Source organism: Streptomyces sp. LHD-70 (assembly GCF_031157275.1).
GTDB lineage: Bacteria > Actinomycetota > Actinomycetes > Streptomycetales > Streptomycetaceae > Streptomyces.
On record NZ_JAVIFW010000002.1, the window covers coordinates 105,689 to 127,369 of the forward strand.

Sequence of the window (21,681 nt, forward strand, 5' to 3'; positions counted from 1 at the left end):
GGGCCACCTCTCTCACCTGTACGTATGAGCACCGCTCATACCCGGCGCCGTTCCATGAGCCCAACCCTCTGCCCGGCCCGCGGATTCCCGCCTACGTTTCCGGCCATGACGAACGACACCGCCCTCACCGTCCACCAGACCGCCCGCCCGCACGGTTTCCCCACCCCCGACCACTTCGCGTTCGTGGAGTCGGCCGTCCCGCATCCGACTCCCGGCACCGCCCTGGTGGAGAACCTGTACTGGTCCGTGGACCCGTACCACCGCGAGCTGATGGACGACGTGCCCGGCGGCTTCGCGCTGCACGCGTCGCTGGAGGGGCGGACCGTCGGCCGGGTCGTGGAGTCGCGCGAACCCTCCGTGAAGGAGGGCGAGTTGGTCTTCCACCGGCAGGGCTGGCGCACCCACGCCGTGGTCACGCCCGACGAGGTCCGCCGCCTGCCGCACTTCGACGGGGTGCCGCTCTCGGCCCACCTGAGCATCCTCGGCGGCACCGGCCTGACCGCCTACGTCGGGCTGACCCGGATCGCCCGGCTGCGGGAGGGCGAGGACCTGTTCGTGTCGGCCGCGGCGGGCGGCGTCGGCACGGCCACCGCACGGCTCGCGCGACTGCTCGGCGCGGGGCGGATCGTGGGCAGCGCGGGCTCGGCGGCGAAGGTCGCCCACCTCACGGCGGAGGTCGGGTACGACGCCGCCTTCGACTACCACGACGGGCCCGTGGCCGAGCAGTTGGCGAAGGCCGCGCCCGACGGCTTCGACGTGTTCCTGGACAACGTCGGCGGCGAGCACCTCGGCGCCGGGATCTCCGCGCTGCGGGAGCACGGCCGGGTGGTGCGGGTCGGCACGGTCAGCCAGTACAACGACCCCGACGCACCGCCCGTCCGCTTCAACCACGCCGACGTCGTGGAGAAGTCCTTGCGCCTGGAGGGCTTCCTCGTCCGCGACTACCGGGACGTGCAGGAGGAGTTGTACGAGTTCGTCGTGCCGCATCTGCAGGGTGGGCGGGTCGCGTTGGACGAGACGGTGACGGAGGGGTTCGAGTCGATCGTGGACGCGTTCCTCGGCATGCTGCGTGGGGCGAACCTGGGCAAGACGATCGTGCGGTCGCCTGCGGCGGGCTGATCCCCTCCCCGCCCCTTCCCGAAACTGGGGGCCAGCCACCCAGACCCCCGCTCCTCAAACGCCGGAGGGGCTGATTTTGCAGCCGGGAAGAAAAATCACCGCCCCCGTCCGGCGTGGGGACCGTACGGGGGCGGGTGTTCAGACGGGCAGCGAATCTCAGCCCATGTGCGGGTAGGAGTAGTCGGTCGGCGAGACCAGCGACTCCTTGATGGCGCGGGTCAGCGTCCAGCGCATCAGGTTCTGCGGGGCACCGGCCTTGTCGTTGGTGCCCGAGGCACGACCGCCACCGAACGGCTGCTGCCCGACGACGGCACCGGTCGACTTGTCGTTGATGTAGAAGTTGCCCGCGGCGAAGCGGAGCTTCTCCATCGCGTCGGCCGCGGCCGCACGGTCGGAGGAGATGATCGAGCCGGTCAGCGCGTACGCGGACACGGACTCCATCTGCGCCAGCATCTCCTCGTACTTGTCGTCCTCGTAGACGTGGACGGCGAGGATCGGGCCGAAGTACTCGGTCGTGAAGACCTCGTTCTCGGGGTCGGTGCACTCGATGACGGTCGGGCGGACGAAGTAGCCCTCCGAGTCGTCGTAGGTGCCACCGGCGACGATCGTGCAGGACGCGTCGGCCTTGGCACGGTCGATCGCGGCCTTGTTCTTCGCGAAGGAGCGGTCGTCGATGACGGCGCCGATGAAGTTCGTCAGGTCGGTGACGTCACCCATCTTGATGCCGTCGACCTCGGCCGCGAACTGCTCCTTGAAGCCGTTGTTCCAGATCGAGGCGGGGACGTACGCACGCGACGAGGCGGAGCACTTCTGGCCCTGGAACTCGAAGGAACCGCGGGTCAGCGCCGTCTTCAGGACCGCCGGGTCGGCCGACGGGTGGGCGACGACGAAGTCCTTGCCGCCGGTCTCGCCGACGATGCGCGGGTACGACCGGTACTTCTCGATGTTGTTGCCGACCGTCTTCCACAGGTGCTGGAAGGTCTTGGTCGAGCCGGTGAAGTGGATGCCCGCGAGCTCCGGGTGCTCCAGGGCGACCTCCGAGACCGCCAGGCCGTCACCCGTGACCAGGTTGATGACGCCCTTCGGCAGACCGGCCTCCTCCAGGAGCTGCATGAGCAGCACGGCGGCGTGGGTCTGCGTCGGGGACGGCTTCCACACGACCACGTTGCCCATGAGGGCCGGGGCGGTCGGCAGGTTGCCCGCGATGGCCGTGAAGTTGAACGGCGTGATCGCGTACACGAAGCCCTCGAGCGGGCGGTGGTCCAGACGGTTCCACACGCCCGGCGCGTTGGCCGGGGGCTGCTCGGCGAGGATCTGGCGGGCGTACGAGACGTTGAAGCGCCAGAAGTCGATGAGCTCACAGGGGGTGTCGATCTCCGCCTGCTGGGCGGTCTTCGACTGGCCGAGCATCGTCGAGGCGGCGAGCGTCTCGCGCCAGGGGCCGGAGAGCAGCTCGGCGGCGCGCAGGATGATCGCGGCGCGGTCGTCGAAGGACATCGCGCGCCAGGCCGGGGCGGCGGCGAGCGCGGCGTCGATCGCGTCCTGCGCGTCCTGCGTGGTGGCGTTGCGCGCGGTGCCGAGGACCTTCTGGTGGTTGTGCGGCTGTACGACCTGGAAGGTCTCGCCGCCACCCAGGCGACGCTCGCCGCCGATGAAGCACGGCAGGTCGATCGGGTTCTCGGCCAGCTCCTTGAGCTTGGCCTCCAGGCGGACACGCTCGGCGGAGCCGGGGGCGTAGCCGTGCACCGGCTCATTGACGGGGGTGGGGACCTGGGTCACGGCGTCCATGTATTCCGTCCTCCTTGGTGGGGTTCTGATGAGGGGTGTGGGGCTCGGCCCTGGGCCAAGTCTCGGTGCCCGACGGTCAGTTCTTGGTGATCGTCGAGCGGGCGAAGAAGAGCAGGTTGGCGGGCTTCTCCGCGAGGCGCCGCATGAAGTAGCCGTACCAGTCGGTGCCGTACGCGGTGTAGACGCGCATGCGGTGTCCCTCGGCGGCCAGCCGGACATGCTCCTCGCTGCGGATGCCGTACAGCATCTGGAACTCGTACTCGTCCAGTTTGCGCCCGGCACGGCGGGCGAGCTCCTGGCTGATGGCGATGAGTCGCGGGTCGTGGGACCCGATCATCGGGTAGCCCTCGCCGTGCATCAGGATCTTCAGGATGCGGACGTACGCCTTGTCGATCTCGCCCTTGTCCTGGTAGGCGACCTCGACGGGCTCCTTGTAGGCGCCCTTCACGATCCGGACCCGGCTGCTGTTCGCGGCGAGGCGGCGGGCGTCGTCCTCGGTGCGGAACAGGTACGCCTGGATGACGCAGCCGGTCTGCGGGAAGTCCTTCCGCAGCTCGTCGTGGATGGCGAACATCGAGTCGAGGGTCGTGTGGTCCTCGGCGTCAAGGGTCACCGTGGTGCCGATGGCGGCGGCGGCCTCGACGACGGGGCGCACGTTGGCAAGCGCCAGCTCGTGGCCGCCCGCCAGCGCCTGGCCGAACATCGACAGCTTCACGGACATCTCGGCCTTGGTGCCGAGGCCGAGGCCCTTGAGGTGCGCGATCAGGTCCAGGTACGCGTCCCGGGCGGCGGCGGCCTGCTCGGGCGTCGTGATGTCCTCGCCGACGACGTCGAGGGTGACTTCGAGGCCCTTGGCGACGGCGTCCTCGACGACCGGCACGACCTGGTCGACGGTCTCGCCGGGGATGAACCGCTCGACGACCTGCCTGGTGCCCGGCGCGGCCGACACGAAGCGGCGCATCTTGTCGCTGCGCGACGCGGCGAGAATCACGGGAGCCAGCACGGGGCACCTCCAGAACGGATGTGAAGGGAGCGACTCCCGGGCGGTCGGTGACCGAAAGGGAGCGGCAGGGGGAACCACCGTGAAACCTAAGGTTCGCTCCGATCCTGAACCATCGACAGGTGTCACGCATCCGTGCCCTGCATCTCAGACATCTGTATGGGACAGGCTTCCGAGTGCCGCACAATGGCCCTCGTGAAGGGCGACTACCAGGACCTGGTCGATGAGATCTCCGCGCTGCTCGGAGCGCCCGCGACCTTGGAGAACCGGGATTTCGAGCTGATCGCGTTCGGCGCGCAGGACAGCGACGGCATGGACGAGCTGGACCTCGATCCGGTGCGTACGCGCTCGATCCTGACCAGGAAGTCCACCGCCGCGGTGCGGTCCTGGTTCGAGGGCTTCGGCATCACCCGCGCGGACGGCCCGGTGCGCATCCCGGCGGCCCCGGACGCGGGCGTGCTGCGCGCCCGGATCTGTCTTCCGGTACGCCACCGGGGCGTGGTCCACGGGTACGTGTGGCTCCTGGACTCGGAGCCGGGCCCCTCCGCCGCCCAACTGGACGCGGCCCTCCAGGTGACGGAGCGGATCGGGGTGCTGCTCGCGGCGGAGGAGTCGGCGGGCGACGACGTGGCCCGCGAGCTGCGCGCCCTGCTCACCGCCCCGGCGGGTTGGCAGCGGGAGGCGGCGACGACGGCCCTGCGGGACGCACTGGGCGCGGCGGCCGACGAGCTGCACGCGCTGGTGTGCGTCACGCCGTGGCCGGCGTCGGCCTCTCCGGGTGCTCGGCGGGCGCCGGGCACGGTCGCGGTGTGCACGGTGCCGGGGGCGCCGGGTGCCACGGCCGGGGCTCCGGCGGGGCCGCAGACCCTGGCCGCGCTGGTGCGGCTGCGCTCGGCGGAGGTGCTCGGGCCCGCGCGGACGGCGGCCGGACGGCTCGTCGACGCGGTGGACGGTGCGGGCACGACGGGCACGACGGGCACGGCGGGCATCGCGGTGCCGCGCCGCGGCCTCGGCGAACTGCCCGCCGCCTGGCAGGAGGCCGCTGCGGCGGCGCGCGCGGCGGCGGCCCGGCGGGCGGCGGCGACGAGCGGGGGTCCCGGCGGTACGGCGGTCGCGGCCGAACGGGTGGCGGAGTGGGCCGAGTTGGGCCCGTACCGCCTGTTGACCGCGCTGCCCGCGGAGGCCGCGCACGATCCGGTGGTGGAGCAGCTGCTCACCCGTCCCGAACTGGCCCGCACCGCCGAGGTGTTCCTCGACCAGGCGGGCCAGGCGGGGCGCGCGGCGACGGCACTCGGCATCCACCGGCAGACGCTGTACTACCGGCTGTCGCGGGTGGAGCAGCTGACTGGGCTCGACCTGGACGCCGGGGAGGACCGGTTGCTGCTGCACATGGCGTTGAAGGCGGCGCGGCTCTAGTTCCTCCCCTTCCCGAAAATCCTGCCGGACGGGCCTCCGCAGGATTTCGGGAAGGGGCGGGGAGGGGAAACAAAAAGCGGGGCCCAGAGTGCCGAACCGCACCCCGAGCCCCGCCAACTCCCCAACTACTCCGACAGGTTGACCGACCGAGCCGACGTCGCGCCGATCTCCGCCGCCAGCTCCGTGAGAACCTGCGCCGGAACCGTGTCGTCCACGGTCAGGACCGCGAGGGCCTCACCACCGGCGGCCGCCCGCGACACCTGCATGCCCGCGATGTTCAGCCCGCCCTCGCCGAGGACCCGGCCGACCGTGCCGACGACACCGGGACGGTCCGCGTACCGCAGCACCACCATGTGGTCGGCGAGCGCCAGGTCGATGTCGTGCTCGCCGATCGCGACGATCTTCTGCAGGTGCTTCGGCCCGGCCAGCGTGCCGGAGACCGCGATCTCCTCACCGCCGGACAGCGTGCCGCGCACCGTGACCATGTTGCGGTGGTCGGGCGACTCGGACGTGGTGGTCAGCCGCACCTCGACGCCGCGCTCCTGCGCGAACAGCGGGGCGTTCACGTACGACACCGTCTCGTCCACGACGTCCTCGAACACGCCCTTGAGCGCGGAGAGTTCGAGCACCTTGACGTCGTGCTGGGTGATCTCGCCGCAGACCTCGACGTCCAGGCGGACGGCGACCTCACTGGCGAGCGCGGTGAAGATCCGGCCGAGCTTCTCGGCGAGCGGCAGACCCGGGCGTACGTCCTCGGCGATGACACCGCCCTGGACGTTCACCGCGTCCGGCACCAGCTCACCGGCGAGCGCGAGGCGCACCGACTTGGCGACGGCGATACCGGCCTTCTCCTGCGCCTCGTCCGTGGAGGCGCCGAGGTGCGGGGTGCAGACGACCTGGTCGAACTCGAAGAGCGGCGAGTCCGTGCACGGCTCCTTGGCGTACACGTCCAGGCCGGCGCCGGCGACGCGGCCCTCCTTGAGCGCCGAGAACAGCGCCTCCTCGTCGACGATCCCGCCGCGCGCGGCGTTCACGATGCGGACGCTCGGCTTGACCTTGTGCAGCGCCTCGTCACCGATGAGACCGAGGGTCTCGGGGGTCTTGGGCAGGTGCACGGTGATGAAGTCGGAGACCTCGAGCAGCTCGTCGAGCGAGAGCAGCTTGACGCCCATCTGCGCGGCCCGCGCGGGCTGGACGTACGGGTCGTACGCGACGACCTTCATGCCGAAGGCCGACATGCGCTGGGCGACCAGGACGCCGATGCGGCCGAGGCCGACGACACCGAGGGTCTTCTCCGCGAGCTCGACACCCGTGTACTTGGAGCGCTTCCACTCGCGGTTCTTCAGCGCGGTGTTGGCCTGCGGGATGTTGCGCGCGGTGGCGACGAGCAGGCCGCAGGCCAGCTCGGCGGCCGTGACGATGTTGGACGTCGGGGCGTTGACGACCATCACGCCGGCCTTGGTGGCGGCGGACACGTCGACGTTGTCGAGGCCGACACCGGCTCGTGCGACGACCTTCAGCTTCTTCGCGGCGGCGATGGCCTCTGCGTCCACCTTGGTGGCGGAGCGGACCAGGATCGCGTCGACGTCGGCGATCGCGGGGATCAGCTCGGCGCGGTCGGCGCCGTTGCACTGCCGGATCTCGAAGTCCGGACCCAGCGCGTCCACGGTCGCGGGCGACAGCTCTTCGGCGATGAGTACGACGGGTTTGGCAGGGTTCGAGCTCACGTGTGTCCTCACAAGTCCATTGCGGACGGCCGTCCCGACGGCCGCAGGCGGAGGGGCAAGCCGCGTGGAAGACGCACGACGCTGTGGGCCTGACGCGTATGTAGTACGGCAGTCTAGTGCCGGTGCGGAGGTGGTCTTGCGCCTCAGCGGAAGGGATCACCCGTCCGTGTGGGACGGGTTGGACAACAGGGCCGGAGCAAGCTGCTCCGGCCCTGTCGGCTGAGGCTTACGCCTCCTCGTTCACCCAGCTCATGAGCTTGCGCAGCTCCTTGCCGGTGGTCTCAAGCAGGTGCTCGGAGTCCTGCTTCTTGTACTCGTTGTACTTCTTCAGACCGCCGTGGTACTCGTCCATCCACTGCTGGGCGAAGGTGCCGTCCTGGATCTCGGCGAGGACCTTCTTCATCTCGGCCTTGGTCTGGTCCGTGATGATCCGCGGGCCGGTGACGTAGTCGCCCCACTCGGCGGTCTCGGAGATGGACCAGCGCATCTTCTCCAGGCCGCCCTCGTACATGAGGTCCACGATGAGCTTCAGCTCGTGCAGGCACTCGAAGTACGCGATCTCCGGCTGGTAGCCGGCCTCGGTCAGGGTCTCGAAACCGGCCTTGACGAGCGCGGCCGTGCCACCGCAGAGAACGGCCTGCTCGCCGAAGAGGTCGGTCTCGGTCTCCTCGGTGAAGGTCGTCTTGATGACGCCGGCGCGGGTGCCGCCGATGCCCTTCGCGTACGAGAGCGCCAGCGCGAAGCCGTTGCCCGTGGCGTCCTGCTCGACGGCGGCGATACACGGAACGCCGCGGCCCTCCTCGTACTGGCGGCGGACCAGGTGGCCCGGGCCCTTCGGGGCGACCATGCAGACGTCGACGCCCGCCGGGGGCTTGATGAAGCCGAAGCGGATGTTGAGGCCGTGGCCGAAGAACAGGGCGTCGCCGTCCTTCAGGTTCGGGGCGATCGTCTCCTCGTAGACCTGGGCCTGGATCGGGTCCGGGACGAGGATCATGATGACGTCGGCCTCGGCGGCGGCCTCCGACGGGGTGACCACGCGCAGGCCCTGCTCCTCGGCCTTGGCCTTGGACTTCGAGCCCTCGTGCAGACCGACGCGGACGTCGACGCCCGAGTCGCGCAGCGACAGCGCGTGGGCGTGGCCCTGGCTGCCGTAACCGATGACCGCGACCTTGCGGCCCTGGATGATGGACAGGTCCGCGTCGTTGTCGTAGAACAGCTCGGCCACTGGAGATCTCCTATGTGTGCTGGTGGTGCGTCCCACCGTACGGCGGGCAGAGGGTGAGAGGGTGTCGGGTCTCGGTATCCGAGAGGCGCGCCGCGGGGGCGCGCCCGCGCGTCAGGCCGAGCGGTCGAGGGCGCGCAGCGAGCGGTCCGTGATGGAGCGCGAGCCACGGCCTATGGCGATCGTGCCGGACTGGACGAGTTCCTTGATGCCGTAGGGCTCCAGCATCCTGAGCATCGCCTCCAGCTTGTCGCTGGATCCGGTGGCCTCGATGGTGACCGCCTCGGGCGAGACGTCCACGGTCTTGGCGCGGAACAGCTGGACGATCTCGACGATCTGCGAGCGGGTCTCGTTGTCGGCGCGGACCTTGGCGAGGACGAGTTCGCGCTGGACGGCCTGGCCGGGCTCGAGCTCCACGATCTTCAGGACGTTGACGAGCTTGTTCAGCTGCTTGGTGACCTGTTCGAGGGGGAGGTCCTCGACGTTGACCACGATGGTGATGCGGGAGATGTCGGGGTGCTCGGTGACACCGACGGCGAGCGAGTCGATGTTGAAGCCGCGGCGCGAGAACAGGGCGGTGATCCGGGCCAGGACACCGGGCTTGTTCTCGACCAGGACGGAGAGCGTGTGCTTGGACATGTCTCGTGAGTCTCTCTTTCGCTCTCTTGGGCCTCAGTCGTCTGCCGCGTCGCCGAAGTCGGGGCGGACGCCCCGGGCGGCCATGACCTCGTCGTTGGAGGTGCCGGCGGCGACCATCGGCCAGACCTGGGCGTCCTCGTGGACGATGAAGTCGACGACGACCGGGCGGTCGTTGATCTCGTTCGCCTTGGCGATGACCGCGTCGAGCTCGGCCGGGTCCTCGCAGCGCAGCGCGACACAGCCCATGGCCTCGGACAGCTTCACGAAGTCCGGGACACGGGTGCCCTTGCGGGCGGCCTTGCTCGCGCCGACCTGGGAGCCGGTGTTCTCGTGGCCGGTGTCTTCGGAGTGCAGGACGGTGTTGGAGTACCGGCCGTCGTAGAACAGGTTCTGCCACTGGCGGACCATGCCGAGGGCGCCGTTGTTGATGACGGCGACCTTGATCGGGATGTTGTTCAGGGCGCAGGTGGTCAGTTCCTGGTTGGTCATCTGGAAGCAGCCGTCGCCGTCGATCGCCCAGACCGGGGCCTCGGGGCGGCCGGCCTTGGCGCCCATGGCGGCGGGGACCGCGTAACCCATGGTTCCGGCGCCGCCGGAGTTGAGCCAGGTCGCGGGCTTCTCGTAGTCGATGAAGTGCGCGGCCCACATCTGGTGCTGGCCGACGCCGGCCGCGAACACCGTGCCCTCCGGGGCGAGTTGGCCGATCCGCTGGATGACCTGCTGCGGGGCGAGGCTGCCGTCCTCGGGCAGGTCGTAGCTGAGCGGGTAGGTCTCGCGCCAGCGGTCGAGCAGCTCCCACCAGGCGGCGTACCCGCCCTTGGCGGCCTCGCCGACGTGGCCTTCGGAGTGCTCGGTCTGCAGGGCCTGGACCAGGTCGGCGATGACCTCGCGGGCGTCACCGACGATCGGGACGTCGGCGGCGCGGTTCTTGCCGATCTCCGCGGGGTCGATGTCGGCGTGCACGATCTTCGCGTACGGGGCGAAGGAGTCGAGCTTGCCGGTGACGCGGTCGTCGAAGCGGGCTCCGAGGGCGACGATCAGGTCGGCCTTCTGCAGCGCGGTGACGGCGGTGACCGCACCGTGCATGCCCGGCATTCCCACGTGCAGCGGGTGGCTGTCGGGGAACGCGCCGAGCGCCATCAGTGTGGTGGTGACGGGCGCCCGGGTGAGTTCTGCGAGGACCTTCAGCTCGGCGGTGGCGTGCGCCTTGAGCACACCGCCGCCGACGTACAGGACGGGCCGCTTGGCCTGGGCGATCAGCTTGGCCGCCTCGCGGATCTGCTTGGCGTGCGGCTTGGTCACCGGCCGGTAGCCCGGCAGGTCGGCCTGCGGCGGCCAGCTGAACGTGGTCTTCGCCTGCAGCGCGTCCTTGGCGATGTCCACCAGGACCGGGCCCGGACGGCCGGTGGAGGCGATGTGGAAGGCCTCCGCGATCGTCTTCGGGATGTCCTCGGCCTTGGTGACCAGGAAGTTGTGCTTGGTGATCGGCATGGTGATGCCGACGATGTCCGCCTCCTGGAAGGCGTCCGTGCCGATGGCCTTCGAGGAGACCTGGCCGGTGATCGCGACGAGCGGCACCGAGTCCATGTGCGCGTCGGCGATCGGGGTGACCAGGTTGGTGGCGCCGGGGCCCGAGGTGGCCATGCAGACGCCGACCTTGCCGGTGGCCTGCGCGTAACCGGTGGCCGCGTGGCCCGCGCCCTGCTCGTGGCGGACCAGGATGTGGCGGACCTTGGTGGAGTCCATGAGCGGGTCGTAGGCCGGCATGATCGCGCCGCCCGGGATGCCGAATACCGTCTCGGCCCCGACTTCCTCGAGAGAACGAATGAGGGACTGCGCACCCGTCACCTGCTGGGCGGGGGCGGTCTGCTGTCCAGAGGGTCGGGGCCGCGGCTGCGGATGGGCCCCGGTGGCCTGCTCGGTCATCGGCGTCTCTTCTCGAAGCTAAGAGGGTGTTTTGCGAGGGTATGTGAGGTGCCAGTGCAATAAAAAACCCCTCGTGCCCAGAGGCAAGCGAGGGGAGCGCGTCGGTTCCAGTAGCGCTGAGATCTCTGCGGTGTCCGCAGTCCCAGCCTTAGCCGACGCGCTTTCCAAGTACGAGAATTCGGGTGCGCATGGCATTGACCCTCTCCCCGCCCCCCAGGATGTGTCAAGTGGGTGGGACGGCCGTCTCATTATGTGAGCGCAGCCGGGTGTCTCTGGTACCGCCGATCACCGCGCCGCCCACGAAGACCGGCTCGGCCGGACCCTGCGGCACCGCATAGTCGGCTCCGGCGAGGGCTCTGCGCAGCCGGTGCTCGTCGAGGGGGCCGGCGAAGGCCATGCCCTGGCCGTGCGTACAGCCCATCTCGCGCAGGGCGACGACCTGCTCCGGCAGGTCCACGCCGTCGGCAAGGGACTGCAGGCCGAGGTCGCCCGCGATGCGGAGGAGACCGCTGGTGATCTTGTGGAGCCTGGCCGATTCGACGACGCCCTCGACCAGGGAGCGGTCCAGCTTCAGTACGTCCACGGGGAGGCGGCGCAGCGCGTTGATCGCGGCGTGGCCGGTGCCCAGGCCGTCCAGGGCGATGCGGACGCCGAGTCTGCGCAGTGCGGCCAGGCGCCGCTCCAGGTCGTCGAGGGGCGTGCGCGGGTCGCTGTCGGCCAGCTCGATGACGAGGGCGCCGGAGGGCAGTCCGTACCGCGTCAGGAGCGCCTCGACGGAGCCGAGGGGCATGGAGCGGTCGAGGAGGCGCTGAGCGCTCATCCGGACGGTCACGGGGACGGCGTGCCCGGCGCGACCGCGCTCGGCGGCCTGCTCGACGGCCTCCTCCAGGAGCCAGCGGCCCAGCTCGGCGGCGCGGTCGTGGTCGTCGGCCACGCGCAGGAACTCGGCGGGTGTGAACAGGATGCCCTGGGCCGAGCACCATCTGGCCTGCGCGGCGACGGCGGTGACGTCCCCGGAGCCGAGCGAGACCACCGGCTGGTGCAGGAGCACGAACTCGCCCTCGTGCAGCGCGCTGCGCAGCCGCGTGGCGAGCTCGGCCTTGCGGACGACCTCGGCCTGCATCTGGGGCGCGTACAGCACGACACGGCCCTTGCCCGCGGCCTTGGCGCGGTACATCGCGAGGTCGGCGTTGCGCAGCAACTCCCCTGCGGTGATGCCGGGTTCGGCGAAGGCGACGCCGATGGAGGCGGCCACGCGCACGTCCTGGCCGTTGATGGCGTACGGCTCGGAGAGGCGCACCCGCAGGCGGTCCGCGAGCTCGTAGATGTGCCGTTCGCGCGCCGCGCGGTCGCGGGTGCCGTCGCCGACGATGAGCGCCGCGAACTCGTCGCCGCCGAGGCGGGCGGCGGTGTCCCCGGAGCGTACGGATTCGGCCAGTCTGCGGGCGGCCTGGACGAGGAGTTCGTCGCCCGCCTGGTGGCCGATGGTGTCGTTGACGCCCTTGAAGCCGTCGAGGTCGATGAAGAGCACGGCGGTGCCGCGGTCCCCGATGCGTCTGCCGCCGAGGGCGCCCGCGACGCGCTTGGTGAACAGGGCGCGGTTGGGCAGGTCGGTGAGCGGGTCGTGCTCGGCGTTGTGCTGCAACTGGGCCTGCAGGCGGACCCGTTCGGTCACGTCACGGCTGTTGAAGATGAGGCCGCCGTGGTGCCGGTTGACGGTCGACTCCACGTTCAGCCAGGTGCCGCTGCCGGAGCGGAAGCGGCACTCGATGCGCGTGGTCGGCTCGTCCTGTGGGCGTACGGCGAGGAAGCGGCGGATCTCGTGGACGACGCGGCCGAGGTCGGCGGGGTGGATCAGCGTGGCCAGCTCGGAGCCGACCAGCTCGTCCGCGTCCCGGCCCCAGACTCCGGCGGCGGCCGGGCTGACGTACCGCAGGATGCCGTTCGGGGCGGCGATCATGATGACGTCGCTGGAGCCCTGCACCAGGGAGCGGAAGTGGTTCTCCTTCTGGGCGAGTTCCTGGGTGAGCGTGATGTTGTCGAGCAGCATGATCGCCTGGCGCACGACCAGGGCGAGCACGACCGTGCAGGCTGTGAAGAGCACGACGCGGTCGACGCTGCGGCCGTCCAGGGTGTTGTAGAGAATCCCCAGCGTGCAGACGGCGGCGGCCAGATACGGGGTGAGTGCGGCCAGCGAGCCCGCGATCGGCCGCGGTCCGCGCCCGGCACCACGCCCCGCGCCGCGCCGCGGTCCGGTCGCGTCCGCCGCCCGTCGCGCCTCGGGCCCCGGCTCGCTCTCGGCCTGCTCGCGGGGGGTGACCCACGGGGCGTACGCGAGGAGCAGGGAGCCGGCGAACCAGCCGGCGTCGAGGATCTGGCCCGAGCGGTACGACTCCCGCAGCAGCGGGGACGTGAACAGGGCGTCGCACATCACCGTCAGGGCTATCGCGGCGATCGCCGTGTTCACCGCGGAGCGGTTGGTCGCGGAGCGCCGGAAGTGCAGGGCGAGGACCATGCTGATGAGCGCGATGTCGAGCAGTGGGTACGCGAGCGCCAGCGCGGCGTGCGAGACGCTCAGGTCGCCGAACTCGGCGGTGTGCGCGAGGGCCAGGCTCCACGCGAGCGTCAGGAGCGAGCCGCCGATCAGCCAGGAGTCGAGCCCGAGGCAGACCCAGCCGGCGCGCGTGACGGGCCGCTTGGCGAGCACGAGCAGTCCGACGATGGCGGGCGGCGCGAAGCACAGGAAGAACAGGTCGGCGAGGCAGGGGCTCGGCACGGGGCGCTCGAGCACCACTTCGTACCAGCCCCAGACGGCGTTGCCGAGCGCCGCCATCGCGGAGGAGATGCCGAAGAGCAGCCAGGCGGGCCGGAAGCGGCTGTGCTTGCTGCGGGCGTAGAGGAAGCACGACACGGCGGCCACGGCGGCGGCGGCGCTGAGGCCGAAGTCGCCCATGATGTACGAGAGTTCGTCCGAGCCCCAGCCGACGGCGGAGCCCGCCGCGTACGCCGCGCAGACGCCCGCGAGCAGCAGCTGGTTCAGCTGGCTGCGGCGCGGGTCGAGGAGGCGGACCTGCCACGCTCCCGGCGCGTTCACCGGGCCACCCACCTCGGGCGGGGCCACCGGGCCTTCGCGTCCCCGGCGGGCGCGGTCCTGCCGCGCAGCGCTCGCGCGTAGGGAGCCCTCGTGCGTGGCGGTGCCCCGCGGGGCGCTCTGCGGTCGCTCGCGGGCAGTGGAACGCGCGGTGGTCGCCGCCGGCGGCCCTGCCGCTTCGGAGTGTTCGCCCATCGGCCGTACATCGCCCGTCGCCCCCTCGTCCTCTGCTGTCTCCCCTGGCGCCGAACTCCGCCTGGCGCAGCCCCTGTCGGGACGATACACCAGTCTCGTCACTCAGGGACATAGTCTCTCTACGCTCCGTGACGACCAGCGGTGATGCAAGCACGGGGCGCACGCGGGCGATGGCGGAGCGTGCGCAACGGCCTTGAGAAATGGCCCAGTTGAGGCGTTTATTCAGTGATGTGTACGACGTTGTCCACGGGATCACCGTCGGCGAACCGGTTCAACTGCCGTACGAGCAGCCTCTTGGCGCGCGGCAGGAAGGCGGAGCTGCTGCCGCCGACGTGCGGGCTCACCAGAAGGTTCGGAGCATGCCACAGGGGGTGTCCGGCGGGCAGCGGTTCCGGGTCGGTGACGTCGAGCGCCGCGCTGATCCGGCCGCTCTCCAGTTCGGTCAGGAGCGCGTGGGTGTCGACCACCGGACCGCGCGCGACGTTCACCAGGAGCGCGCCGTCCCGCATCCCGGCCAGGAACTTCGCGTCCGCAAGGCCCTTCGTCTGCTCGGTGAGGGGCGTGCAGAGGATCACCACGTCGGCGTCGGGGAGCAGGGCGGCCAGTTCGGCGAACGGGTGCACGGGGCCGCGCTCCGTGGTGCGGGCGGAGCGCGCGATGCGCACGACCCGCGCGCACTCGAAGGGGGCGAGCCGGTCCTCGATGGCGGAGCCGATGGACCCGTAGCCCACGATGAGCACCGACTTGTCGGCCAGGGCCGGGTAGAAGCCGGAGCGCCACTCCTCCTTGCGCCGGGCCTCGACGAAACCGGGGATGCCGCGCAGGGACGCCAGGACGAGCGCGAGCGTCAGCTCCGCGGTGGACGCCTCGTGCACACCGCGCGCGTTGCACAGCCGCACGCCGGGACGCAGGTCGGCGGCGCCGGGCAGCATGTGGTCCATGCCCGCGGTGAGGGTCTGCACGACCTGCACGGACGTCATCGCGGACAGCGGCCGGACGCAGACCTCTGCGGGCTTCATGTACGGCACGACGTAGAACGCGCAGTCCGCGGGGTCGGCCGGGAAGGCGTCCTCGCCGTCCCAGATCTGGTAGTCGAAGCCGTCCGGAAGTCCGGGGACGGTGTCGGGCGCGAAGGGGATCCATACGTCTCGTGCGGTCATGCCCAGGAGGCTAACTGCCGGTCCCGCACGGGCGGACGCGGTGTTCGGCATGCGGTACGGGCGGGGTCAGGGGCGGTCGCACGCGCGCGTGGTGGTCGTTTCGGGACGGGTCGCACGCGCGCGTGGTGGTCGTTTCGGGACGGGTCGCACGCGCGCGTGGGGGCGGCTTTGAGGCTGGGCGCACGCGCGCGTGGTGCCGGTTTCGGGGTGGTCAGGGGCGGGCTGAGCGCGGTGCCCGTGGGCGCAGACGTTAGTTTGGGGCGCGGTTCGTATCGTGGGGAGGAACGGGCAGGTGGAGCGCAGGACGATCGGCGCGGGGGCGCTCGATGTGGGCGCGGTCGGCCTCGGCTGCATGCCGATGAGCTGGGCCTACACCGGCTCGCAGCAGCGTGGGGACGAGTCCCTGCGTACGGTGCACGCCGCCCTCGACGCCGGTGTGAGACTCCTCGACACGGCGGACATGTACGGGCCGTTCACCAACGAGCTGCTCGTCGGCCGGGTGCTGAAGGAGCGCCGCGCGGACGCGTTCGTATCGACCAAGTGCGGGCTGCTCGTGGGTGAGCAGCACATCGTGGCCAACGGGCGGCCCGGGTATGTGAAGCGGGCCTGTGACGCCTCACTGCGTCGGCTGCAGACCGATGTGATCGACCTCTACCAGCTGCACCGCGCCGACCCCGAGGTGCCGATCGAGGAGACCTGGGGCGCGATGGCGGAGCTCGTCACCGCGGGCAAGGTGCGCACGCTCGGGCTGTGCGCCGTGGGCGCGCGGGCGCAACGAAGCGCGCAGCGGAGCACGCCCGCAGCCGGACCGCGAAGGGTCTCGCGGGGGCGCGGGCCCGGAGCGGCCCTGTACGAAGGAACGATCCGGCAGTTGGCGCGGATCCAGCAGGTCTTCCCGGTCAGCGCCGTCCAGGCGGAGCTGTCGGTGTGGTCGCCGGAGGCCCTGGAGACGCTGCTGCCGTGGTGCGAGGCGCGCGGGATCGGGCTGCTCGCGGCGATGCCGCTCGGCAACGGCTTCCTGACCGGCACGCTGACGCCGGGGCAGGGCTTCGAACCTGACGATCTGCGGGCCCGGCACCCCCGGTTCGCGGCCGAGACGATGGCGTCGAACCAGTCGATCGTGGTGGGCCTGCGCCGCGTCGCCGAGCGCCACGGCCCGGAGGTCACCCCGGCCCAGGTGGCGCTCGCCTGGCTGCTCACGCGGGGTCCGCACGTGGTGCCGGTGCCGGGCACGAAGCGCGCGCGGTGGGCGGTGGAGAACGCGGCCGCCGCCGAGCTCACGCTGACGCACCGCGACCTGACGGAGCTGGCGGCGCTGCCGGTGGCGGAGGACTCCTGGGAGTAGGCCCCGGGGCTCCGATCCCCTGCCGCTTCTCTGCCGCTTCCCTGTCGCTTCTCTGCCGGTTTCCCTGCCGCTTCTCTGCCGGTTTCCCTGCCGCCCAGCGCCGGTCGTCGCGGAATGAGCCGGGGCGGTCGCCGTACGTGATTCCTGTTGCGGGGAACTTCCGCGGCTGCTGCGGTGTAGGAACAGGTGAGGATGAACACGCTGTCCGCGTCGAAGGGATGCCTGTCGTGCAACGACCAGCTGTGGCGGCCGCGTTGGCCCTCTCCGCCCTGCTCCTGACCGGGTGTTCCGGAGATGGGGACGGCACCGGCGACGGCCCGGCGGGTGGGCGGAGCAGCGAGGCGAGCCCCGGCGGCAAGGCCTCGCCCTCGGACCGCGCCACCGCCGACTCCGTACCGCCCGACAAGGGTGAGGCGAAGGTGGTGGGCACGCTCACCGAGAACCTGAAGTCGCCGTGGGGCCTGGCGGCGCTGCCGGGCGGCGACCTGATCGTGTCCTCGCGGGACGAGGGCACGATCACGCGCATCGACGGCAAGAGCGGCGAGAAGACCGAGCTCGGCTCCGTACCGGGTGTCGCGCCCGGCGGCGAGGGCGGCCTGATGGGCCTGGCGATCTCGCCCGACTACGCCTCGGACCGCATGGTGTACGCCTACTTCACCACCGCGTCCGACAACCGCATCGCCCGCATGCTGTACGACGAGAAGAAGCCCGCGGGCGAGCAGCTCGGCGCCCCCGACACGGTGCTGCGGGGCATCCCGAAGGGCACGATCCACAACGGCGGCCGGATCGCGTTCGGCCCGGACAAGATGCTGTACGCGGGCACCGGCGAGACCGGGGACACCGGCCTCGCGCAGGACAAGGACTCCCTTGGCGGCAAGATCCTTCGGATGACACCGGACGGCCGGCCCGCGCCGGGCAACCCCGAGGCCGACTCGCTCGTGTACTCGTACGGCCATCGCAATGTGCAGGGCCTCGCCTGGGACGAGAAACAGCGGCTGTGGGCGGCCGAGTTCGGGCAGAACACCTGGGACGAGCTGAACCTGATCAAGCCCGACGGGAACTACGGCTGGCCCGAGGTCGAGGGCAAGGGCGAGGGGGATTCGGAGTATGTGAATCCGGTCGCCCAGTGGAGGACCGACGAGGCCTCCCCCAGCGGCATCGCCTGGGCCGAGGGCTCGATCTGGATGGCGGGCCTGCGCGGCGAGCGGCTCTGGCGCATCCCCCTGGACGGCACGAAGGCCTCGGCGGATCCGCAGGCGTTCCTGACCGGGAAGTACGGGCGGCTGCGCACCGTCGTCGCGGAGAGCGGCGCCAAGCTGTGGCTGGTCACGAGCGAGACGGACACGCGCGGCGAGCCGGAGGAGGGCGACGACCGGGTGCTGCGGCTGCAGGTGAGGTAGGTCCTCGCCGGACGGGCCTCCTCAATCGCCGGAGGGGCTGGATTTTCAGGGGCGCGGGGCTGTGACATCTGCGGCTACGCCGCGGGGCGCGACCAGCCACGACGGGGCCGCAGCCGAACGACGGACCTGGGGCCGGGGGCGGAGCCCCCGAGGGCCGTCCGCCGAGGACTCGGGAAGGGGCGGGCAGGGGAAAGATCAGGCCCCCGGCGGAAACAACCGCAACCGATGCGCCAGCGCAGCCGCCTCGCCGCGTGCCGAGACGCCCAACTTGGCCAGGATGTTGGAGACATGGACGCTGGCCGTCTTCGGCGAGATGAACAGCTCCTCAGCGATCAGCCGGTTGCTGCGGCCGAGCGCGACCAGGCGCAGCACATCCCGCTCGCGGCTCGTCAGGCCCAGGTCACCGGCCGGATCGGCGGGCCCCGCGCCACCCGTGGCTCTCTGCCGCCCTCCCGGGTCCGGCTCGGTGAGCGGTATCCGGGCGCGCTGGGCGAGCAGGGCGATGTCCTCGGCGAGAGGGCGGGCGGCCAGGTCCTCGGCGGTGGCGCGGGCCTGGCGCAGGAGTTCGGCCGCGTGCGTACGGGCGGTGTCGTCGGGGCGGGCGGCGAGCAGGGCCTCGGCCGCGCGGTGCCGCACCTGTGCGAGGTCGAAGGGCCGGTCCAGGGCCTCGAAGGCGGCCAGGACCTCCGCCCAGTGCTCGGGGGTGTCCGCGTTCTCGGCACGGGCCAGCTCGGCCCTGACCCACTGGTCGTGCGCGCTCCACACCGGCACCGGCGTCGCCAGGGTCTTGCGGACCGTACGCAGCGTCTCCAGGGCCTCGGCCCGGCCGGACTCCGCGGCGGGCAGGCCGCGGGCGTCGGCCTCGGCGGTGGTGGCGGTGAGCACGAGCGGCCAGCCGTACCGCTGCGTGCCGGGCGGGAGACCCGCGGCCGCGAGCTCGCGGAGTCCGGCGCGGAGGTCGAGGATGCGTCCCTCGCGGGCGGCGATGCCCAACTCGATGGTGAGCAGCGGGAGTTCGTACTGCGGCTGGGGGTCGTACGTGCCGTACTGCTCGTGGGCGGCGGCGAGTTGACGGCCTGCGGTGGCGAGGTCGCCGCGGTACAGGGCGAGGCGGGCGACGCGTTCGGCGGCCGAGCCGCGCGGTTTGGCACTGAGGGCGCTGCGGCGCACCTGCTCGACGGCCGTCAGGGCCTCCTCCCACCTGCCCAGGGAGATCTGCGACTCGGCGAGGTTGGCCCAGACCCAGCCTTCGGTGTCGAGGAGGCCGAACTCGCGGCAGAAGGCGATGCCCTCGGTCGCGGTGCGCACGGCGTCGGCGGAGCGGCCGACGCCCTCCAGGGCGGACGGCAGGTTGATGTGCACCCGGGCCAGGTCGGCGATCATTCCGCGTTCGACGGCCTGCTGCCTGACCTCGTACATCTCCGCCAGGCCCGGTTCCACCGAGCCCGCCTCGACGAGGAGTCCCGCGCGGGTGAGCCGGGCGTTCAGCTCGATGTCCTCGGCGGCCACCATGCGCGCGTACTGCACGGCCCGCTCGGCCGCCGCGATGGCCTCCGGGCCCGGTTCGTGCAGCGAGTGCCAGGAGGCGAGGTGGGTGAGGACGTCGGCATGCACGACGGAGGGTGGCAGTCCGCGCATCAGGTCCTCGGCGTGGGCGAGTTCCTCCCGGCCGTCGCCGCGGCCGAGCGTGGAGACGAGGCGGGAGCGCTGGGTCCAGAACCAGGCGCTGCGCAGTGCGTCGCCGTCGTCGCCGTCGTCGCCGAGCAGCCGCAGGGCGCGCTTGGTGATCTTCAGCGCGGTCTCGCGCTCGCCGCACAGCCGCCCGGCCACGACCGCCTCCGCCAGGAGGTCCAGGAAGCGCAACGGCCCGCTCGCACCGTCGGATTCCGCCTCCGCGGCGGCGCCGTGGCCACCGCGCGGGGACAGTGGTGGGCGGAAGCCTTCCGTGAACTCGGAGGGGCGCAGGCGGGCGTGGACCTCGTCGGGCACGTCCTCCCAGAGCTCCATCGCCCTCTCCAGGAGCCGGAGTTGCTCGGCGTAGGCATGCCGGCGGCGGGCCTCGACCGAGGCGTGCAGCACGGCGGGCAGGGCCTTGGCCGCGTCATGGGCCGCGTACCAGTAGCTGGCCAGGCGGGTGGCGCGCTCCCCGGCGCGGACCAGTCCGGGGTCGGCCTCGAGCGCCTCGGCGTACCGGCGGTTGAGTCGGGAGCGCTCGCCGGGCAAGAGGTCGTCGCTGACGGCCTCGCGGACCAGGGAGTGCCGGAAGCGGTAACCGGCGCCGTCGGCCGAGGCGAGCAGCAGGTTCTCGCCGACGGCGGCGCGGAGCGCTTCGAGGAGGTCGTCCTCGGCGAGCCGGGCGACCTCGGCCAGGAGTTCGTACTCGACCGTGGAGCCGCCCTCCGCGACGATCCGCGTGACCCGCTGGGCCTGCTCGGGCAGTGCCTCCACACGGACGAGCAGCAGGTCCCGCAGGGAGTCGGGGAGCGTGCCGGGGCCGTCCTCGTCCCGCGCGCAGACCAGCTCCTCGACGAAGAACGCGTTGCCGTCGGACCGCTCGAAGACCATGTCGACCAGCGCCTCGTCCGGCTCGGAGGCGAGCATTCCGGTGACTTGGCGGCGGACCTCGGCGCGGGTGAAGCGGGGCAGTTCGATCCGCTCGACGGTACGCAGCCGGTCCAGCTCGGCCAGGAGCGGGCGCAGCGGGTGGCGGCGGTGGACGTCGTCCGCGCGGTACGTGGCGATCACGACGAGTCGGCCGCCGCGGAGCGCACGGAACAGGTACGCCAGGAGGTGGCGGGTGGAGGCGTCGGCCCAGTGCAGGTCCTCCACGACCAGGACGACCGTGCGCTCCGCGGCGATCCGCTCCAGGAGCCGCACCGTCAGCTCGAAGAGGCGGGCCATCGCCTCTTCGTCGTGCCGGCTGCCGCGCGGCGGGGCGCTGCCCGGCTCGCCCAGCTCGGGCAGGAGCCGGGCCAGCTCCTCCTCGCGGCCCGCGGCAGCCGCCGCGACCTCGTCCGGCAGCAGGCCGCGCAGTGCGCGCAGCGCCGTCGAGAACGGGGCGAACGGCAGTCCGTCCGCGCCGATCTCCACACAGCCGCCGACCGCGACGACGGCGCCCGCACGCCGCGCCTCGGCGCCGAACTCCTCGACGAGCCGGGTCTTCCCGACCCCGGCCTCGCCCGCGAGCAGCAGCGACTGCGGCTCGCCCGCGGCGGCACGCGCAAGCGCGGCACGCAGCACGGCGAACTCACCGGTGCGCCCCACGAACACGGGGCTCAAGGACCTGATCTCCACGTCTGCGAGCATGGCACAGGGGTCTGACAACGCCCCCTCGACCGCTGACTCCCGCATTCCGCCTACGAGTTGGGCCCGAGCCGGGACCGGCAGGGCGACCGCGCTCGCCTCCCCCGTCACGCGGCGCGCGTGAACCGGAACCTGCGGGGCGGCTCGTTCACCCGCCCCTCCGGATCACGGGATCCGGAACGGCGGCCCGAACGCCGGGACCTGCCCTCGCGCACGGCCGCGCGCACCTCGGCCACCAGGCGGTGCGCCTCGGCCTCGGCGATCAGCTCGTCGCTGCGCATCCGCTGCATCTCGTAGTCGTACACGGCGTCCTCCGAAGGTCGGCTCCACGGCACCTGCCGGAACGGCCC

Annotated in this window: 14 protein-coding genes; 4 read left to right on the forward strand and 10 right to left on the reverse strand. The window is 71.7% G+C overall.

Annotation, left to right across the window (positions count from 1 at the left end; translation table 11 throughout):
* The first annotated feature begins 105 nt into the window (after nt 1–105).
* Nucleotides 106–1,119: an NADP-dependent oxidoreductase gene (locus tag RCO28_RS05435; RefSeq protein ID WP_308939800.1), complete on the forward strand. Its 1,014-nt coding sequence runs from the start codon at nt 106–108 to the stop codon at nt 1,117–1,119.
* 156 nt (nt 1,120–1,275) lie between these two features.
* Here the strand turns inward: RCO28_RS05435 and pruA are convergent, their stop codons facing one another.
* Together pruA and RCO28_RS05445 are read right to left on the reverse strand one after the other, a co-directional pair.
* Nucleotides 1,276–2,907 (reverse strand): L-glutamate gamma-semialdehyde dehydrogenase, encoded by a 1,632-nt coding sequence (pruA, locus tag RCO28_RS05440; protein WP_308939801.1) that lies wholly within the window; start codon nt 2,905–2,907, stop codon nt 1,276–1,278.
* Between the two features lie 76 nt (nt 2,908–2,983).
* Entirely contained in the window at nt 2,984–3,910 is a 927-nt protein-coding gene (locus RCO28_RS05445; RefSeq protein ID WP_308939802.1) for a proline dehydrogenase family protein, read from the reverse strand.
* Between the two features lie 192 nt (nt 3,911–4,102).
* Here RCO28_RS05445 and RCO28_RS05450 point away from each other — a divergent pair, with 192 nt between their 5' ends.
* Nucleotides 4,103–5,323: a helix-turn-helix domain-containing protein gene (locus RCO28_RS05450; protein WP_308939803.1), complete on the forward strand. Its 1,221-nt coding sequence runs from the start codon at nt 4,103–4,105 to the stop codon at nt 5,321–5,323.
* A gap of 125 nt (nt 5,324–5,448) precedes the next feature.
* Here the strand turns inward: RCO28_RS05450 and serA are convergent, their stop codons facing one another.
* From serA to RCO28_RS05480, 6 genes are all read right to left on the reverse strand, one after another.
* Nucleotides 5,449–7,050 carry a phosphoglycerate dehydrogenase gene (gene serA / locus RCO28_RS05455; protein ID WP_308939804.1) on the reverse strand — a complete coding sequence of 534 codons (1,602 nt, stop codon included), beginning with the start codon at nt 7,048–7,050 and terminating at the stop codon, nt 5,449–5,451.
* A 226-nt stretch (nt 7,051–7,276) separates the two neighbouring features.
* Complete coding sequence (gene ilvC / locus RCO28_RS05460; protein ID WP_308939805.1) at nt 7,277–8,275, reverse strand: ketol-acid reductoisomerase; 999 nt, start codon at nt 8,273–8,275, stop codon at nt 7,277–7,279.
* Between the two features lie 111 nt (nt 8,276–8,386).
* On the reverse strand, nt 8,387–8,911 hold the full coding sequence (gene ilvN / locus RCO28_RS05465) for an acetolactate synthase small subunit (RefSeq protein WP_282539073.1): 525 nt from the start codon (nt 8,909–8,911) through the stop codon (nt 8,387–8,389).
* 33 nt (nt 8,912–8,944) lie between these two features.
* Nucleotides 8,945–10,837, reverse strand: a complete 1,893-nt coding sequence (locus RCO28_RS05470) for an acetolactate synthase large subunit (RefSeq protein ID WP_308939806.1) — start codon at nt 10,835–10,837, stop codon at nt 8,945–8,947.
* Between the two features lie 223 nt (nt 10,838–11,060).
* Complete coding sequence (locus tag RCO28_RS05475) at nt 11,061–13,931, reverse strand: putative bifunctional diguanylate cyclase/phosphodiesterase (protein ID WP_374991099.1); 2,871 nt, start codon at nt 13,929–13,931, stop codon at nt 11,061–11,063.
* Nucleotides 13,932–14,341: 410 nt separating this feature from the next.
* A complete protein-coding gene (locus RCO28_RS05480) occupies nt 14,342–15,283 on the reverse strand; it encodes a 2-hydroxyacid dehydrogenase (protein WP_308939808.1) in 942 nt (313 codons plus the stop codon).
* A gap of 292 nt (nt 15,284–15,575) precedes the next feature.
* Here RCO28_RS05480 and RCO28_RS05485 point away from each other — a divergent pair, with 292 nt between their 5' ends.
* Together RCO28_RS05485 and RCO28_RS05490 are read left to right on the forward strand one after the other, a co-directional pair.
* The gene (locus RCO28_RS05485) at nt 15,576–16,628 is read left to right on the forward strand and encodes an aldo/keto reductase (RefSeq protein WP_308939809.1); all 1,053 of its coding nucleotides are present in this window, start codon (nt 15,576–15,578) and stop codon (nt 16,626–16,628) included.
* 218 nt (nt 16,629–16,846) lie between these two features.
* Nucleotides 16,847–18,028 (forward strand): PQQ-dependent sugar dehydrogenase, encoded by a 1,182-nt coding sequence (locus tag RCO28_RS05490; protein WP_308939810.1) that lies wholly within the window; start codon nt 16,847–16,849, stop codon nt 18,026–18,028.
* A gap of 195 nt (nt 18,029–18,223) precedes the next feature.
* On the opposite strand, the gene RCO28_RS05495 is transcribed toward RCO28_RS05490, so the two are convergent.
* Together RCO28_RS05495 and RCO28_RS05500 are read right to left on the reverse strand one after the other, a co-directional pair.
* Nucleotides 18,224–21,334: an AAA family ATPase gene (locus tag RCO28_RS05495; RefSeq protein ID WP_308939811.1), complete on the reverse strand. Its 3,111-nt coding sequence runs from the start codon at nt 21,332–21,334 to the stop codon at nt 18,224–18,226.
* Between the two features lie 104 nt (nt 21,335–21,438).
* Entirely contained in the window at nt 21,439–21,636 is a 198-nt protein-coding gene (locus RCO28_RS05500; RefSeq protein ID WP_308939812.1) for a hypothetical protein, read from the reverse strand.
* Between the last annotated feature and the right edge of the window lie 45 nt (nt 21,637–21,681).